The organism is Atopobacter phocae ATCC BAA-285 (assembly GCF_000526675.1).
Taxonomy (GTDB): domain Bacteria; phylum Bacillota; class Bacilli; order Lactobacillales; family Aerococcaceae; genus Atopobacter; species Atopobacter phocae.
In genome coordinates, this window is the sequence record NZ_JAGN01000020.1 from 12,780 (window position 1) to 29,634 (window position 16,855).

19 protein-coding genes are annotated in these 16,855 nt (G+C 34.4%); 8 read left to right on the plus strand and 11 right to left on the minus strand.

Annotation, left to right across the window (positions count from 1 at the left end):
• Window positions 1-10: 10 nt before the first annotated feature.
• From L866_RS0104475 to L866_RS0104505, 7 genes are all read right to left on the minus strand, one after another.
• Window positions 11-859, minus strand: a complete 849-nt coding sequence (locus L866_RS0104475; RefSeq protein WP_025729556.1) for a TlyA family RNA methyltransferase — start codon at window positions 857-859, stop codon at window positions 11-13.
• The gene (locus tag L866_RS0104480) at window positions 840-1,748 is read right to left on the minus strand and encodes a polyprenyl synthetase family protein (RefSeq protein WP_025729558.1); all 909 of its coding nucleotides are present in this window, start codon (window positions 1,746-1,748) and stop codon (window positions 840-842) included. Before L866_RS0104480 ends, L866_RS0104475 begins: the two co-directional genes overlap by 20 nt.
• A gap of 1 nt (window position 1,749) precedes the next feature.
• A complete protein-coding gene (gene xseB / locus L866_RS0104485) occupies window positions 1,750-1,983 on the minus strand; it encodes an exodeoxyribonuclease VII small subunit (RefSeq protein ID WP_025729560.1) in 234 nt (77 codons plus the stop codon).
• 24 nt (window positions 1,984-2,007) lie between these two features.
• Window positions 2,008-3,369 carry an exodeoxyribonuclease VII large subunit gene (xseA, locus tag L866_RS0104490; protein WP_025729562.1) on the minus strand — a complete coding sequence of 454 codons (1,362 nt, stop codon included), beginning with the start codon at window positions 3,367-3,369 and terminating at the stop codon, window positions 2,008-2,010.
• A 207-nt stretch (window positions 3,370-3,576) separates the two neighbouring features.
• A complete protein-coding gene (nusB, locus tag L866_RS0104495; RefSeq protein WP_025729565.1) occupies window positions 3,577-4,032 on the minus strand; it encodes a transcription antitermination factor NusB in 456 nt (151 codons plus the stop codon).
• The gene (locus L866_RS0104500) at window positions 4,029-4,454 is read right to left on the minus strand and encodes an Asp23/Gls24 family envelope stress response protein (protein ID WP_025729566.1); all 426 of its coding nucleotides are present in this window, start codon (window positions 4,452-4,454) and stop codon (window positions 4,029-4,031) included. The genes nusB and L866_RS0104500 overlap by 4 nt, the downstream gene beginning before the upstream one ends.
• A gap of 105 nt (window positions 4,455-4,559) precedes the next feature.
• Window positions 4,560-5,633, minus strand: a complete 1,074-nt coding sequence (locus L866_RS0104505) for a M24 family metallopeptidase (protein ID WP_025729568.1) — start codon at window positions 5,631-5,633, stop codon at window positions 4,560-4,562.
• A gap of 131 nt (window positions 5,634-5,764) precedes the next feature.
• On the opposite strand from L866_RS0104505, the gene comGA reads away from it, so the two are divergent.
• Genes comGA through L866_RS0104540 form a run of 7 tightly spaced genes read left to right on the plus strand, consistent with a single transcriptional unit; the run spans window position 5,765 to window position 9,504 of the window.
• Complete coding sequence (gene comGA / locus L866_RS0104510; protein ID WP_025729570.1) at window positions 5,765-6,760, plus strand: competence type IV pilus ATPase ComGA; 996 nt, start codon at window positions 5,765-5,767, stop codon at window positions 6,758-6,760.
• A 22-nt stretch (window positions 6,761-6,782) separates the two neighbouring features.
• Window positions 6,783-7,805 (plus strand): competence type IV pilus assembly protein ComGB, encoded by a 1,023-nt coding sequence (gene comGB, locus L866_RS0104515; protein ID WP_025729572.1) that lies wholly within the window; start codon window positions 6,783-6,785, stop codon window positions 7,803-7,805.
• 18 nt (window positions 7,806-7,823) lie between these two features.
• Window positions 7,824-8,159, plus strand: a complete 336-nt coding sequence (comGC, locus tag L866_RS0104520; RefSeq protein ID WP_025729574.1) for a competence type IV pilus major pilin ComGC — start codon at window positions 7,824-7,826, stop codon at window positions 8,157-8,159.
• Complete coding sequence (locus L866_RS0104525) at window positions 8,131-8,601, plus strand: prepilin-type N-terminal cleavage/methylation domain-containing protein (protein ID WP_025729576.1); 471 nt, start codon at window positions 8,131-8,133, stop codon at window positions 8,599-8,601. Before comGC ends, L866_RS0104525 begins: the two co-directional genes overlap by 29 nt.
• The gene (locus L866_RS09465; RefSeq protein WP_156919517.1) at window positions 8,573-8,749 is read left to right on the plus strand and encodes a hypothetical protein; all 177 of its coding nucleotides are present in this window, start codon (window positions 8,573-8,575) and stop codon (window positions 8,747-8,749) included. The genes L866_RS0104525 and L866_RS09465 overlap by 29 nt, the downstream gene beginning before the upstream one ends.
• A 16-nt stretch (window positions 8,750-8,765) precedes the next feature.
• A complete protein-coding gene (locus L866_RS0104535; protein WP_025729578.1) occupies window positions 8,766-9,167 on the plus strand; it encodes a ComGF family competence protein in 402 nt (133 codons plus the stop codon).
• Window positions 9,168-9,177: 10 nt separating this feature from the next.
• The gene (locus tag L866_RS0104540) at window positions 9,178-9,504 is read left to right on the plus strand and encodes a hypothetical protein (protein ID WP_025729580.1); all 327 of its coding nucleotides are present in this window, start codon (window positions 9,178-9,180) and stop codon (window positions 9,502-9,504) included.
• A gap of 218 nt (window positions 9,505-9,722) precedes the next feature.
• On the opposite strand, the gene L866_RS0104545 is transcribed toward L866_RS0104540, so the two are convergent.
• The 4 genes from L866_RS0104545 to L866_RS09055 form a co-directional block, all read right to left on the minus strand.
• The gene (locus L866_RS0104545) at window positions 9,723-10,775 is read right to left on the minus strand and encodes an LLM class flavin-dependent oxidoreductase (protein ID WP_025729582.1); all 1,053 of its coding nucleotides are present in this window, start codon (window positions 10,773-10,775) and stop codon (window positions 9,723-9,725) included.
• A 142-nt stretch (window positions 10,776-10,917) separates the two neighbouring features.
• On the minus strand, window positions 10,918-12,705 hold the full coding sequence (gene pepF / locus L866_RS0104550) for an oligoendopeptidase F (protein WP_025729583.1): 1,788 nt from the start codon (window positions 12,703-12,705) through the stop codon (window positions 10,918-10,920).
• A 41-nt stretch (window positions 12,706-12,746) separates the two neighbouring features.
• Window positions 12,747-13,469: a YebC/PmpR family DNA-binding transcriptional regulator gene (locus tag L866_RS0104555; RefSeq protein ID WP_025729585.1), complete on the minus strand. Its 723-nt coding sequence runs from the start codon at window positions 13,467-13,469 to the stop codon at window positions 12,747-12,749.
• A 145-nt stretch (window positions 13,470-13,614) separates the two neighbouring features.
• Complete coding sequence (locus L866_RS09055) at window positions 13,615-14,115, minus strand: VanZ family protein (protein ID WP_025729587.1); 501 nt, start codon at window positions 14,113-14,115, stop codon at window positions 13,615-13,617.
• A gap of 159 nt (window positions 14,116-14,274) precedes the next feature.
• Here L866_RS09055 and L866_RS0104565 point away from each other — a divergent pair, with 159 nt between their 5' ends.
• On the plus strand, window positions 14,275-16,755 hold the full coding sequence (locus L866_RS0104565; protein ID WP_169729071.1) for a transglycosylase domain-containing protein: 2,481 nt from the start codon (window positions 14,275-14,277) through the stop codon (window positions 16,753-16,755).
• Window positions 16,756-16,855 lie beyond the last annotated feature (100 nt).

The window sequence follows — 16,855 nt, forward strand, 5'->3', positions numbered from 1 at the left end:
TCCTACCCTCCTAACTTCTCAATTCACGATAGGCTTCATTCATTACACTTTTTATTGTTTCTGCCCATTCATCAGATAAACTAATATCCGGATTATCTGGTGTTACTTCGGTTGAAACACTTGGTGTCTTTAAATGAACTAAAAATTCAATATTACCTTCCCCACCTGTAATTGGTGAAAAAGTTAATCCCTTAATAACGAATCCACTTTGCTGAGCGAATGTTAAAATGTGACGTAACACTTGTTCGTGAATCTGTGGATCTTTTACAATGCCATTCTTCCCAACATTCTCTCGTCCCGCTTCAAATTGTGGTTTGATTAAAGCTAGAACATCACTGTCTGGTTCTGTCACAAGTAAAACTGGTGGTAAAATTAAGCGTAACGAGATGAATGATACATCTATCGACACAAAATTTGGAGTGCCTTCTTTAAATAGTTCTGGCGTCGTATATCGAAAGTTTTCTCGTTCCATAACGACTACTCGTGGGTCTTGACGGAGAGACCATGCCAACTGATTGTATCCTACATCTAAAGCATAACTTTTCTTAGCACCATGTTGCAAAGCTGCATCTGTAAATCCACCAGTTGATGCACCTACATCTAATAGAATCTTATCTTCTGCAGATACTTCAAAAACATCTAACGCTTTCTCTAGTTTTAAACCACCTCTAGATACGTAACGTAACACTTCCCCTTTTACTTTTAATTCTGTTGTTGCATCAATTTTTTCTCCCGGCTTATCATAGCGTTGTCCATTTAAATCTAAAACTTGTCCAGCCATAATTAATCGTTTGGCTTGTTCACGGCTTGCCGTTAATCCTTGTGAAACGACTAAAATATCAATGCGTTCTTTCTTCATATAATTCCCTCATTTGTGTTGGATCAATGCTATCGATTGCAAATCGATAAACGGCTTGACCCAGTTTACTTTCTGGATTAGATTCTGTTAATTCGTCTAAAATATTATTTAATATGGTCAATTTTTCTTCTAATAAATTTAACGTTTGTTCCACTCCTAGTAGAGACGGATAAGTTGTTTTTTCGAGAGACTGGTCTTTTAATACATCTTTTCCAGCATCTTCTTTAGTTAATAAAACGTCCTTCAAGTCGTTATGAATTTGAAAAGCTAAACCATATATTTTAATAAAACGACTAATTCGTTGTTTTAAGTATAATTCCGGTTCATAAAAAGGGAAAACCGACAATGCACTCGCTTCAAGTAATGCCCCTGTCTTGTGACGATGAATTTTTTCCAATTGAATAATATCGCCTGCTTGCATAGTTAAGACACTATCAAGAAATTGACCGTAAATCATACCTTTTGAGCCGGCTCCTTCACTTAAAATAGATAAAGCTTCTACTTTGCCATAGCTAGGTAAATCACTGTTCAATACCACTTGCCAAGCATCTGTTAATAAACTATCTCCTACAAGCAATGCTAATCCATGACCAAACTGTTTGTGAACTGAAGGTTTACCACGACGCCATTCATCATTATCCATTTCTGGTAAATCATCATGAACTAATGAATAAGAATGAATCATTTCAAGGGATACTGCTAATGGAATCATGTCGTGATAATCTTGCCCCATCCAATCTGCACTCGCTAAGCAAATAAGCGGACGAATTCTTTTCCCACTAGATAACAAAGCATAGCGATTGGCTTCAAATAACAACGAATAACGTTCAGGGTAAATTTGGTCAATCGCTTCATTAACTGTTTGTAAAGCTTGATCGATTAAAGTCATATTAATCATCCTCCTTCACGTTTAACGGTGTCGCTTCTCCATCCTCTTCTATAACATGTGCTAATAATTTTTCAGCTCGCTCTAATTCTTGATTGCAAAATTGTCCTAAAAACATACCACGTTGATAAGCTTCAATACTTTCTTCTAAAGTTAATGTTCCACTTTCTAATTTTTGAGTTAATTCTTCTAATTCTGTAATTGCTGCTTCAAAATTTTTAGGTTTTTTCTGTGCCATGATGTCTCTCCTTCATTTTGCCTATTAGTCTTTATTTTCTTCATTTAAATGAATCTGTTCAACCGATTCGATTGTGGCATGAACTTTTCCATCTTGAAAACGAATGGCTAATGGATCGCCTTCTTTTAATTGTTTAACACTCGTTACTAATTGATTGTTCTCGTCGCGTACTAATGTATAGCCTTTTTTCATCAACTGAATTGGACTTAATAACTCTAATTGAGTAAGTAAGTGATTTAATGAATAACGTGCTTTTTGAACTTTGTTAAAATATACCGCTTCATTGCGTTTAATGAGTTGATCAGCTTTTGAACGTTGTTTTTCCATTTGTAAAGCAGGATGCGTCAACTGAAAACGTTGGCCTAATTGGCGATAAACTCTTCGTTTACTCGTTAATTGACGTTCATAATAACGTTCAACTTTTGAAATATATTGATCCACTTTTAAGGTAGCATCGCGAAATAACGTTTTAGGTGTCGTCCAAACTGGTCGATTAGCTAACTGTTTTAAATGATGCGCTTTATGTTGCATTTGATTATTTAAGGATCGACTAATTCGCTGTTCTTTTTCTTTTATATTTTGCAGTAAGTCAATACGATTAGGTACAGCCATTTCAGCAGCAGCAGTAGGAGTTGCCGCCCGTTGATCACTAATGAAATCAATAAGCGTTGTATCTGTTTCATGTCCTACACTTGATATAATTGGTATAGGATAATCTACTAACGATCGAATCAGCTGTTCATCATTGAATCCCCATAAATCTTCAATCGATCCACCCCCACGTCCAATAATAACCACATCATACTGTTGACTTGCTTTAATACGATTCATCTGGCGAATGAGTGAAGGCGCTGACTTATCACCTTGAACAACAGCCGGGAATAAATCTAATGTGATATAGGGATACCGTCTTTTAATTGTGGTATAGATGTCGTGTATAACCGCGCCACTTGGACTAGTTACTACTGCAATTCGTTCTGGATATTTGGGTAATGCTTTTTTAGGTTGAGCAAATAAACCTTCTTTTGTCAATTTTTCTTTCAGTTGTTCATAAGCTAAATATAATGCACCAATTCCATCTGGCTCAATCGTATCAATAATCATTTGATATTGGCCATTAGGCGGGTATAACGTTAATTCGCCAGTAACAATTACACTCATACCTGTTTCCATTTGAAATGGAAGTTTCATGTATTTTCCTTTAAATAGAACGACGGAAATTTTAGCGTTCTCATCTTTTAAACTGAAATACTGATGTGTATTTTTACGTTCACGATAATTTGAAACTTCGCCACGTACTGTTACTCGTCTTAAATAGGGATCTCGTTCAAATTTTTGTTTTAAATATTGAGATAGTGCTGTCACGGTTAAGACTGTATCGCTCATAGAATATCCTTTCTATCGTTTAATCCTTATCTTACTTCCTATTATATCAAATAACGACTTAAAAAAAATGAAAAAGAATATCGGACAATTGATTCCAAACAAAAATAAAAGACGAACAATCTGTTACAAGTGAAAACTTGGCTAACGATTGCGCGTCTTATAATTACATTATTTTATTTTTTAATATCAATCACACAACTAATTGTATTAAATAAAGTTAGCTAAAACACCGTTAATAAATTGTGTCGATTTTTCATCTGAAAATTTCTTAGCTAATTCGATGGCTTCATCGACAATTACTTTATCAGGTGCTTTGTCTTTTACTTCCGTTCGGTCAATAAATTTTAACTCTGAAAGTGCTAAACGTAAAATAGTACGATCCACTTTTAGGAGACGGTTTATTTTCCAATTTAGACTATTTGCTTCAATCAGTTGATCTAACTCATCTGTATGTTCAATTGTTTTTTCTATTAACGTCTTCAAGTATTTTAAATCAGATCGTCCATTCATTGCTTCTTCTTGCAATAGTTCTTCATCACCATTTAATTCACGCCAAACTAAAGTTAATGTTCTAGCATAATCATTGGTTGAATTAAACGTCATTGAAAATAGTACTTGAAACGCTATCTCTCGTATCGTCGAACGTGAGAAAGTCGTCTTCATATTGTTTCTTCCTCCAACTCAAAATATGGTTGATCCATCATTGGATCGCTAACAATGCGTTTAACATGTACATTCACACGTTTAATGGCTACATTACAAGAGAATAATACTTGCTCTTTCACGCGTCTTTGAATAAGTAACGCTACTTGTGGGACAGAGTATCCATACTTCATCGCTATATGAATATCTAACGTTAAATTATCATCTGATCCACTTAATTGAACGCCCATTGAATCGTTTGTTTGACGACCGCCTCTAGTAAAGAACTCTGATACTTCATTGAATAAATTATCAATTAAGTAACTCACACCTTCAACTTGACTCGCTGTTAAAGCTGCAATCGTCTCAATACTAATTGGTTTTATCGTAATGTTGCCATCTTGATCTGTATAATTGATAACTGGTTTAGTTTGTTCTGTCAATTGATTTGTCCTCCTTAGAAATGATACACATCATTCTTGTGATTAACTGATGATTCGATTAAATTTAAATCCCTCGTCACCATCATTTAGTGTTATCCATTCAACTTATCTTGGGGTTACTTCTATTAAATGACGGTCAGAATGAGTTAATACTTTAGCTCCATCTTCTGTCACTAATAAATCATCTTCAATTCGAACGCCACCAAGTCCTGGTATATACACACCTGGTTCAATTGTAATAACATGTCCTGGCTCCAAACGAACAGTTGAACGGCTTGAGATGGCAGGACCTTCATGAATTTCAAGTCCTATTCCATGACCAGTCGAATGTGTAAAGTACTCGCCATACCCTTTTTCGTTTAAGTAATCACGTACGACACGATCTACTTCAATACCAGTCATACCTGGTTTTACAGCTTCACGTCCCGCTTGTGCTGCTTCTAAAACGGCCGCATGGACTTTTTGCAAGTCTTCATTTGCTGTTCCAATAGAAAAAGTACGTGTCATATCTGATACATAACCTTTATAGTAGCAGCCAAAGTCTATTGTGACCATATCGCCTGCTTCAATCACTTTATCACTTGCGACACCGTGAGGCATAGCGCCGCGAACACCACTTGCTACAATTGTATCAAAAGATACTTCTGTTGCGCCAAGTTCACGCATTTTAAAATCTAAAGCATTCGCTACTTCAATTTCAGTTTGACCAGGTTTTATATAATCTAAAATGAATGAGAACGCCTCGTCCGCAATTGAACAAGCTTTTTGAATAATAGCAAGTTCTTCAGGTTCTTTTACTTGTCTAATATCGGCAATCCAATTAGTAGTCGAAACGAGTGAAACCGACAAGATTTCGTTCAATTGATCGAACATCCCATAAGTCACATGTTCACTTTCAAATGCTAAGTCTCTAACGCCTGCTTTTAATAAGCGTGGAGCCAGTTCATGAATCCATCCTGCTTGATGAGTAATCACTTCAAATTCTTTCGCTTGATGAGTGGCTTGTTCAGTATAACGAGAATCTGTAATGAACCATGCTTCATCATGAGTAATAACTGCTACTCCTGCTGTTCCAGTAAAGTGAGCAACATATCGTAAATTATATGGATTAGTAATTAAAATCGCATCAATATCTTCTTGAATTAATCGTTCGCGCACTGCGCTAATTCGTTTTGACATATTAACGTCCTCCTTTTATCTCATCCATTATACCATTCTTTTATAAAAAGTTTACAGTTTCAATTAAAAATATGAATTAAAAAACTTTATTAGATGAATTGCATCTATTGATGGTGAAAGGAGGTGAAGTTATGCAAGAGATACTTTATGCACTATTACAACGAGCACAAGAGTATCAAACGCCCGATATTCACTTTATTCCACAACCAGAATTTTATGAGATTTCGATTCGTACATCACTTGGTTTAAAAATAATTGATCAATTAGATAAACAAACAGCTCAACGATTTTTAAATTATATCAAATTTGAATCTCACTTAAACGTTGGTGAAAGACGTTTGCCTCAATCTGGCACACTTTATTTTGAGTATAAAGAACTTTCTGTTACTTTGCGTTTGTCCACTATTACAAACTTTCAAGGTGATGAATCCTTAGTTATTCGAATTCATCAAAACAAATCAGCAGATTCTTTTCAATCCCTCTATGATTCTGATATTAAATACTTAGAAAAGCTATTTCGCTTAAAAAGTGGATTGATTTTATTTTCAGGTCCAGTCGCATCGGGGAAAACGACTACTTTATATTATTTTTTAAACCAAGTCTTTCGTTCACATCCTTTACAAATCATAACAATGGAAGATCCCGTGGAAATCCATGTTCCTCATTTTTTACAAACAGAGGTGAACCATCAAGCCGGTATTACCTATGATGTTCTAATTAAAAGTGCGCTGCGCCACCATCCAGATATTATTTTAATTGGTGAAGTTCGAGATAGTGAAACAGCACAAATGATGATTCGAGCCGCTTTAACGGGTCACTTAGTGTTAGCAACCATTCACGCTAAAAATACAGTAGGCGTTTTAAATCGTTTGATGGAATTAGGTGTGTCAAAACAACAACTCGTTCAGTCTTTAATTGCCGTGACAGCACAACGATTAGTTCCTTTAAAGTCATCTGCTCATAAAAAGGCTGTAATTTTTGAACGAATGACTGGAACAGAAGTAGAAGATTATTTAATTCACCATAAACCTTTAAAGGAAGAGAGACAATTAAATGCTAAACTTCAGCAAGCCGTCAAAGAAAATCTTATCGACTCAACAACCAGAGATATTTTTCAATTGGTATAACCGATTCAGAAATCATTCAACTATGAAATGGCAGAGAAAAGAACAAATAACTATTTACCAAACACTAGGAGAATTATTAAGTGACGGTGTTCCATTATCTGACGCTTTTTCTTTTTTAATAATCATTTGGCCTAAAAGACAATTAGCTTTTAATACATGTATCAAAATGCTTCAAGCCGGAAATACTTTAGCGACTAGCCTTCAAACAATTGGTTTTCCATCCACACATCTTGGGCGACTCACTTTAGCCCAAGAAGGAAGTTACTTGAATCGAGCACTTCTTCAATGTGCTAATGAAGAGAAAACCACTTTGAAGTATGAGCAAGAACTTAAATCCATATTAGTTTATCCGATACTACTTATAACTGCTGTTCTAGCTCTTTTAATTATCATTCGTCAAGTCCTTTTACCTCAAATGAAAATGATCGTCCCGTCCGATACATTAGGACAGAACTTTTTAATTCGCTTTATTTTCTTTTCGATTGAATATTTACCTCAAATTTTATTTATTCAATTAATTGGGATTTTCTTGGTGATTCTTATCTTTAATATTTGGAAAACAAAACACTCTGCTTTATATGTCCTAAATCATTTAAGTCGAATCCCTTTCATTAATCAACTGATTCGTTCTTTCATCACTTGGCAGTTCACTTTAGAAGTTGGTCGATTATTAGAGCAAGGTATTTCATTTAATCGTCTACTAAATTTACTTGAACGACCTCCAAATCGTCCTTTTATAAGAGAAATGGCCCATATTATATCCTCAAATAGTACAAAAGGAATTGACTTACCGCAAACCATTCAACAATTCCATTTTTTAAGGTCTGAGACCGCTTTAATTATTCAACAAGGCGAACGAATCAATCAGCAATCTAAAAAAATGTTGTTATTCAGTCAGCAATCACAGGACCTATTTTTGAACCACTTAAAGCAACTCATGCAATGGCTACAACCAATTTTATTTGGTTTAGTCGCTATTATTATTATCTCGGTTTATCTCGTATTACTTTTACCGATGTTATCTAGTTTTGAATCTAGTTTTTAATTTGAAAGGAGAAGGAAAATGAAACAAGTTCTTAAAAAGAAATGGATGTTATTAAAACAGCGTTCCCCTTTAAAAGCGGGATTTACTTTAGTAGAAATGTTAATCGTTTTATTTGTCGTTAGTCTCTTACTTCTATTAATCATTCCTAATGTGAGTAAACAAAAAGATACAATTGAGTCTCAAGGCGATCGTGCACTAATAAAAGTTTATGAAGCTCAACGTGAAATTTATTTATTGGATAATGCTCAACAAAATAGTGTAACCCCTGATGATTTACTCGAGGCCGATTTAATTACTAAAGAACAAGCTGAAGCAATGAACAACAATGAAACGATTATGGCTCAAACTCAATAACAAAAAAGGATTTACGATTATTGAAATGTTAATTACTTTGATGATTGTATTTACAATAATCGTTCTATCTCCAAAACCAAATCATCAATTTACTCAACAATTAGAAAATGAATTAACTTTAAAACAATTTGAACATCAAATTATGCTATTTCAACAGCAATGTCTATTTACTGAATCGCCAGGCATCGTACGTTTTTACGAGTATCCTTTTAATCAAGTGATTTTTATCTCTACTCATCATGCTAAAAAAGAAATACAGACTATTCAATTTCCAGAATCTTTAGTTATCTTAGATACTAGAGAAATTCGATTTGACTCCACTGGGAAAAGTGCATCAGTTTTCACATTAGCTATTCAGTCGAACGAAATATTATATCATTATCGTGTTCAATTGGGAGGAGGCCAATTGTTTCGTGATGAAAAAAGGTTTTCTAACCGTTGAAGCTATTTGTTCATTTTTTCTTACTTTTTTGTTATTAACAACTATTTGGTATGCACTTCAAAAAATGTGGATTAATGAAAAACGAATGGAGGAAAACTTAATTGAATGGCGAATGCGATATGAGGAAACTAAAAAAATTACTTTATAATACAAAAGGATTTTCCATGCTAGATAGTTTGATGGGTTTATTTTTAAATAGTTTAACGATTCTATTATTAACATTCTTAGTTCAACAAATCCGTCCCATTCAAACACATTTGACTCAATCACACTCACTTACTGAACATTGGTTTGCTATTTATCTGGAACGAACACTGACTGATTCAGATATTGAAAGAATTTCTTCACATCGAATTGTTTTTTCAAAAGATCAACAAAAAAACTATATTGAATTTTATCAAAATAATGATGGATTAATGTTAAGACGTCGAACTAATAAAGGAGGACATGAGGTACTACTCAATCATTTTGATACAGGGAGATTTCGTGTTAAACAATCTGTGCTTTTTATTGAATTAGAAACAAATAATAAAGAAAGTGTGTATCAAATACCTATTAAAAAATGAGGATTTAACAATGGATATTCCAAAAAATCACATTAATCGAAAAGGCTTTTTATTACCTTTCGTTCTTTTTATATTTTTCTTATTTACCTTATTATTAAATACTGTTGTATTCCTTCATACTCAAAAGATGAAACAGTATCATCAAAATATTTTATATTATCAAGGAGAAATAGCGTATCTAGAGTTTGTTGAATCATATCCTAATGTCACTATTTCTGAAGAGCTATTACCTTTTATTAACTGGCAAGAAGATGGTCCAATAGCAATCAATTTTACATTTAATCATCCTACATATCATAAAACATGGAAAATACCTTATCGCTCACTTAATCACTAATGACATATAAGTGAAAATAGAAAAAAGCCTTATCTAATTGAAATAGATAAGGCTTTATATTGATATTTATCTTAATTTTAATTTGCCTATTCACTAAATGACTTCTCCATTAACAATTCTGTAGTATCTTTTTAAAGTCCTAGTCATATTCTTTAAAATAAAAAAGCTTATAATAACGTGTCAACGTTACTACAAGCTTAAAATATAAGTATAATAAATTATTTTTCTTTGTGTTTGAAATATGCTCTAACTTTAGGTGCAACTTCTTCACCATAAATTTTAATCGCTTTTAATACATCTTCATGCGGCATCGATCCTACTGGTAGATGAAGCATAAACCGATCTAAATCAAGTGCTTCTACTAAATTAATAATACGACTCGCCACTGTATCTGCATCGCCAACGAAAATGGCTCCATCTTCACCAATTGATTCCAGATATGCATCATAGCTTAATGGCGTCCAATGTGGCCGGTCTTTACTAATATTATCAACTAGCTGCTTAGTTGGATAGAAATATTCTTTTTCAGCTTTTTCCTGTGTTTCAGCAATCCATCCCCATGAATGTGAGGCAACCGTCATTTTGCTCAAGTCATGACCTACTTTACGTCCAACTTCTTTATAAATACGAACTAATTGAGCAAAGGCTTTTGGATTACCGCCAATTGTCGCATAAACAATTGGTAATCCTTTTTCAGCAATGCGAATAGTTGATTCTAAATTACCACCTGTTGCTACTTGAATTGGAAGAGAATCTTGTATCGCACGAGGATATACTGGTCGATTATCAACCGTTTGTGTAAATTTTCCTTTCCAATTTAAATTCGTTTCTTTATTAATTGCTAATAACATATCTAGTTTTTCGTTAAATAGCTCATCATAATCGGCTAAATCATAACCGAATAACGGAAAAGATTCGATAAATGAACCACGACCTGCCATAATTTCAGCACGCCCGCTAGATAATGCATCAATTGTTGCATATTGTTGATAAACACGAACTGGATCAATCGATGATAAAATAGTGACAGCACTTGATAATCGAATATGCTTCGTATTAACTGCACCAGCAGCTAAAATAATTTCTGGCGCTGAAACCGCAAAATCAGAACGATGATGCTCACCAATGGCGTAAATATCTAGTCCGACTTTGTCTGCTAATTCAATTTCTTCTATCATTTGACGAATACGTTTATCATGTGGAATTACTTCTCCTGTTTTTTCTAATGGAGTTGTTTCGCCAAATGACGATATGCCTAATTCAACGGTCATATTAAATCCCCCTCATGTATTTGTTTCACATATTTTATCATTGAAAAATAATAATAACAATTATATTGATTGCTAAGAGGCTTCTCAATCGATGCATAAAAAAAGCTCTATTAACACAGTAATAGAACTTCTTTTAATCCAATTATATTTTTTCTAATTCTTCAACTAAACTTTCTACATACTTAATTGTATCACGTAATGGTTGGTCAGTTGTCATATCCACATCCACCGCTTGAGCAAACTCCATTGGTGTGACGCGTCCATTTTGACTTAAAACATTTAACCATTTTTCCCGATATTCTTCTGGATGCTCTGACAATTTTAATCCAACTTGCGTGCCTAAGGTTAAACCAGCTGAATAAGTATATGGATATAATCCCATATAATAATGTGGTTGACGCATCCATGTTAATTCTGCCCCTTCTGAGATATCAACATCAGGTCCCCAGAACATTTCAAGAATTTCTTTAAATAACTTATTTAATGTTTCGGCATCTAAATATTCTTGTTGATCTACTAAACGGTATATTTCACGTTGGAAATAAGCTTCTAGTAAATGAGTCACCATATTGTGGAAGTATGTCCGACTAATAAAGTCAGCAATTAACGTCCGACGTTGTTCTGCATCTTTTTCATGGGCTAATAAATATTGGCACATAATCACTTCATTTGCAGTTGAAGGTGCTTCAATATTGTATAAACTTGCTTCTGGAACAATCGCTTCTTGACTTGCATAAGCATTTTGGAAATGGCCAGCATGCCCTAATTCGTGTGCTAGAACTAATAATTCATTCATCAAACCTGTCCAAGATAATAAGATATAACTTGGTCCTTGATAAACAGTCGCACAAAAACCACCTGTCGATTTGCCAACATTTTGCGGGAAGTCAATCCATCGTTCTTCAAAAGATTTTTCAATCATTTTGACATAGTCTTCACCTAAAATGTTAAAGGCAATTTTTAGTTGTTCTTTCGCTTCATCGATTGAAATGCGTTTAGCTTCCTTACCTAAACTTAACTTCACGTCTCGAATAGATAATCGTTCAATCTTATATGCTTTTTTAATTACTTGCGCATAACGACGCATCACTGGCGCAAGTTCTTTCATAATCACATCTAATTGACGATTAAATTCGACTTGGGAAACTTCTTGCTCACTCAATAAATAATCAATGACTGAGTCAAAACCACGCATTGTCGCCATTTTCTTTTCCATTTTTACATGATTAATGTAATTATTAGCGGTTGTGTGCATATGTTGACGTAACGTCCGGTGGAATGACTCATAAGCTGGATAACGAATAGCTGGATTTGCGTCCATTTCATAGTCGTTTTCAAATAAGACATAGCTATTTGGATATGTTTTACCATCCACTTCAAAAGAATCGAATGTCATGTCTTTAAACTTAGTTGTTTCATAGTCATTCATACGTGTATTTAGTACGCTTGACATATCAGCTAACGTTTCTTCCACAATTGGATCTAAGCGATGTGCCTTAGCATTCAATAATTGGCGGAAGAAAGGTCGCGTCGCATCAAAAGCTTCCATAATTTGGTCATAAACTTCATCTGATAACTCGTATAATTCATTTGTTAAGAACGCCCAAGCCACTGAATATTGGTCGTTAACTGGTTCTAATTTTAAGTAGTTTTGATTTGCCACTTCATCGGTAGCATCAACTGATACAGGTAAAAAAGCATAATGAGTTAACCAGCTCATCCGTTTCATCAATTGATTCATTTCAGTTAAAGCTTGTGTCGCCTTTTCAGCAGAATTAATATGTCCTTTATATGTTTGAGTAAATTGTTCTAAGTCTTCTGAGAACATTTTTAATTCTTGCTCGTAAGCTTCTTTTGTTTCAAAAAGAAGAGATACATCCCATGTCTCTTGAGTTGCTACTTCTGATCGTTTTGGCATTCCTTGTGTCATTTAGACACCTCCTTTATTTTGGTACTTCTCTCCCAAAAATTTTACTCAGCATTATGGTAAACACTTGTTACATCATCATCGTCTTCAAGTACTTCAACGATATGTTCTAAGATTTTTGCATCACTTTCTGACAATTGAATGAATGTTTTTGGTACCATTGTTGATTCAGCATTTGCTAATTCATAGCCTTCTTTTTCTAATGCATCTCGAACTTTTGTGAAATCACCTGGTTCTGTATAAATTTCAAACACTTCATCACGTGTTTCTAACTCTTCTCCACCGGCTTCTAACACACTCATTAACATTTCATCTTCATCCACATCAGTTGTTTCACGATCAATCGCAATGTACCCTTTACGATCAAATAAGTAACTTACTGAACCTGTTTCACCAATGTTTCCACCATTTTTATTAAAGCCAATACGCACATTTGTCGCTGTACGATTACGGTTGTCAGTTAAAGCATGAACTAAAATTGCAACACCACTTGGTCCATAACCTTCGTATGTTACTTCTTCGTAGTTCTCGCCTTCTTGTGTACTTGATCCTTTATCAATCGCACGTTTCACATTGTCATTCGGCATATTGTTTGTCTTTGCTCGATCCATTGCAAGTCGTAACGCAGGGTTAGATTCCGGATCAGGACCACCGTTTTTTACTGCCATGTAAATTTCACGCGAAAGTTTTTGGAAGATTTTTCCACGCTTCGCATCTTGTGCACCTTTACGTTGCTTAATATTATTCCACTTTGAATGTCCTGCCATTTTGATTCCTACCCTTCTTTTTCTATGAATTTAATATCTATCGATATATTCTATACAATACATATTTAATGGATGTATCAGATATATTTTAATCAGTTTTTCCCTTAAAATCAACCTTATCCGATTATTGACAGTTTATATTTCACTATTTTTGCCATTCCTGAAATTTTAAGAATAACATTGCCGTTAATCCGCCAAAACTATCTAAAATAACATCTTCTATCATTGCCGTACGATTAGGATTCAAACTTTGGTGCATTTCATCAAATCCAGCATAAAATATCGTCAACAACAAGGCCACAATACTTGCGTACCAATGCGGTAATTTTTGATAACTTAATGATCGATAAGATGACCAAGCAATCATAAAAAAACTAAAAAAATGCGCTAACTTTCTTAAAACAAATTCGATTGCGGCGACACGAGTTGCTGCTTTAAATTGAACAAGATGTGTGCCGTACTTAAATTCAATACCGCTCAAAAAATTTAAACGAGCAATACTATTCATTAAAAAAGAATGTCTTTGAAACATAGGGATAATTGTCTGCTGTTGATAACCCATTTGAGATGAACAAAAAATTGCTATCATTAAGAACAAGGTAATAGCTCCCCATAAATAACTTTTACGTAACGCATTTATTTTCAAGCCTTGTCACCACCTAATTTATTTAAAAATTCTTATAATTAAGGCGTTTTTCTATGTATAATGTACGCCTCTTCTAATATAATACGACATGTGTTAAAATTTTAATAGTTATACTACAAAAACTGTCCATTTATTAGATAGTTGACAGCTTAGAAAAGAGTGATAATTACGTTGAATCATGAAAAAAATAATTTCAACCATTTTATTCATCAAATAAAGCGCATTACGAATCATTCAGTTGTTCGCAACTTCCAATCAGGATTTAATATTGCTTATGATACAATTCGTAATGTCTCTGGATCACTTCTATTATTCGGTATATTAATCGGTTTATTTGGAACTGGAATTGGCTTAGGCTACTTTGTTAGTGTGACAAAGGATGAACCAGCACCCACTAAAGAAGTATTATCTAAAGAGATTAATAATTTAGAACTAGCCTCTAAAATGTTCTATGCCGACGATACACCTATTTCTACTGTAAGAAGTGATTTAATTCGCGATATTACAAATTTAGAAAATATTTCTGATTCTGTAAAAAAAGGAATTATTGCAATAGAAGATGACAATTTTTATAAACATCATGGTGTCGTACCAAAAGCAGTCATTCGCGCATTAATTCAAGAAGCAACCGGTATTGGTGGGCAAGTAACTGGTGGATCAACCATTACACAACAATTAATCAAACAACAGCTTTTAACAAATGAAGTCACATTCAAACGAAAAGCGAATGAAATTTTACTAGCCTATCATTTAGAAAAGTTTTTCTCTAAAGATAAAATTTTAGAAAGTTACTTAAACGTTTCACCGTTTGGTCGTAATAGTAATGGACAAAACATTGCCGGAATTGAATCAGCTGCACTCGGTATTTTTGGAAAACATGCAAACGAAGTGACTTTACCACAAGCAGCCTTTTTAGTTGGGTTACCTCAAAATCCATATGTCTATACCCCTTATGATCAGTTCGGTAACAAAAAAGAAGATCTATCAGCAGGTATTAATCGGATGCAAACGGTCTTAAAGCGTATGCTTGTCGAACAGTCAATCACACAAGCTGAATATGATGAAGCCTCTGCCTATGATATTTCAAAAGATTTTATCGGGCCTACATCTGATCAAAATACACCGATGACTTATTTGTATCAAGCTATTAAAAATGAAACAAAAGAACATCTTATAAAGATTAAAATAAAACAACAGAAACTAAAATCATCTGAATTAACTGATGAGCAATGGGCTGAATTAGATCGTGAAGTAGAGATGGAATTAGCAAATTCTGGTTTAAAAATCAAAACAACGATTGATCGAAATATTTACGATGCAATGCAGTCTACTACTCAAGAAGTAGCTGATTCATTAGGTCCTACTTATACCGATTATTATGTTAACGAAAAAACAGGGGTAGATGAAAGTGAGCCCGCACCGATTCAAACAGGATCTGTTTTAATCGAAAATAAATCGGGCCGTATTTTAGGATTCGTTGCTGGCCGTGATTTTGAAAACAATCAATTAGATCATGCGTTCCAAACACGACGATCTCCTGGATCTACTATTAAACCCCTACTTGTTTATGGCCCAGCAATCAATGAAAACTTGTTATATCCTGCTTCCATCGTAGCAGATACAGCGATTAAGTATACACAGGAAGATGGTACAATATGGGAACCAACCAATTATGGTGGTCAAATTTCCAATACGTTCTTAACCGCTCGCAAAGCTTTAACAAATAGTTTAAATAATCCTACAACAAAAATATATATGGGATTGATGGAAAAAAATATAGCAGTCAATGATTACTTTAAACGAATGGGTATTACTGGCATTAATGAAGCAGAATTCCATAATCCAGCGCTCGCAATTGGCGGGACAAAAACAGGACCAACTGTTGCTGAGCAGACGAGTGCTTTTTCTACTTTTGGTAATGACGGTAAACATAAAGAAATGTATTTAATTGATTCCATTGAAGATCGACAAGGAAATATCATTTATCAACACGAAGAAAAAGAGACGGACGTATTTGATCCAGCAACTAACTATATTGTCGTCGATATGATGCGTTCGGTCGTTTCAGAAGGAACTGCTAGTGGTTTGAAGAATCAATTAGCCTTCTCCAATGATATAGTTGGTAAAACAGGAACTTCTGAGCAATTTAAAGACATTTGGTTCATCGGATTATCTCCGCAAGTGACCTTATCAAGTTGGATTGGCTATGACAATACACATGCCCCACACTTCGTTGATGCATCAGACGGTTATGGTAACGAAAGTCAACGGAACTTGCGTTACTGGGCAGCGTTGGCTAATGCAATTGAACGTGCAAAACCAAATACCTTTACGGACCAATCTTTTAAACAACCAGAGTCTGTTCGTACCGAAAAAGTTGTCCCATTGACGGGAACCGCTGAAGGTACAGTCGCTCTCAACGGATTTACTTTTCAAGTATACGGTGCTAGTGCAACTGACTTGTTTAAAAAAGATTTTGGTCCAATTAAACCGACATTTGAATTATCTATCGGAATGAACAGTGACGATGTTGCTACATTTTGGCGTCGTTTAACAACTCCACCCAAAAATGACAAAAAAGATGAAGAAGACAAAAAAGAAAAAGAAGAGTCTAACGAAACAGATTCATCTGAAGAGTAAATAAAAAGGATTAACGGGATAACTGAACTGCTCCCTGTCAAGTAGACAGGTAAAAAATAAATTTTATGCACCTATGGTTTTTCATCCATAGGTGTTTTTT

Bases quoted from the DNA above. Each gene is read 5' to 3' on its own strand.
- L866_RS0104475 (WP_025729556.1), bottom strand. From the start codon at position 859: ATGAAGAAAGAACGCATTGATATTTTAGTCGTTTCACAAGGATTAACG.
- L866_RS0104480 (WP_025729558.1), bottom strand. From the start codon at position 1,748: ATGACTTTAATCGATCAAGCTTTACAAACAGTTAATGAAGCGATTGAC.
- xseB (WP_025729560.1), bottom strand. From the start codon at position 1,983: ATGGCACAGAAAAAACCTAAAAATTTTGAAGCAGCAATTACAGAATTA.
- xseA (WP_025729562.1), bottom strand. From the start codon at position 3,369: ATGAGCGATACAGTCTTAACCGTGACAGCACTATCTCAATATTTAAAA.
- nusB (WP_025729565.1), bottom strand. From the start codon at position 4,032: ATGAAGACGACTTTCTCACGTTCGACGATACGAGAGATAGCGTTTCAA.
- L866_RS0104505 (WP_025729568.1), bottom strand. From the start codon at position 5,633: ATGTCAAAACGAATTAGCGCAGTGCGCGAACGATTAATTCAAGAAGAT.
- comGA (WP_025729570.1), top strand. From the start codon at position 5,765: ATGCAAGAGATACTTTATGCACTATTACAACGAGCACAAGAGTATCAA.
- comGB (WP_025729572.1), top strand. From the start codon at position 6,783: ATGAAATGGCAGAGAAAAGAACAAATAACTATTTACCAAACACTAGGA.
- comGC (WP_025729574.1), top strand. From the start codon at position 7,824: ATGAAACAAGTTCTTAAAAAGAAATGGATGTTATTAAAACAGCGTTCC.
- L866_RS0104525 (WP_025729576.1), top strand. From the start codon at position 8,131: ATGAAACGATTATGGCTCAAACTCAATAACAAAAAAGGATTTACGATT.
- L866_RS0104535 (WP_025729578.1), top strand. From the start codon at position 8,766: ATGCTAGATAGTTTGATGGGTTTATTTTTAAATAGTTTAACGATTCTA.
- L866_RS0104540 (WP_025729580.1), top strand. From the start codon at position 9,178: ATGGATATTCCAAAAAATCACATTAATCGAAAAGGCTTTTTATTACCT.
- L866_RS0104545 (WP_025729582.1), bottom strand. From the start codon at position 10,775: ATGACCGTTGAATTAGGCATATCGTCATTTGGCGAAACAACTCCATTA.
- pepF (WP_025729583.1), bottom strand. From the start codon at position 12,705: ATGACACAAGGAATGCCAAAACGATCAGAAGTAGCAACTCAAGAGACA.
- L866_RS0104555 (WP_025729585.1), bottom strand. From the start codon at position 13,469: ATGGCAGGACATTCAAAGTGGAATAATATTAAGCAACGTAAAGGTGCA.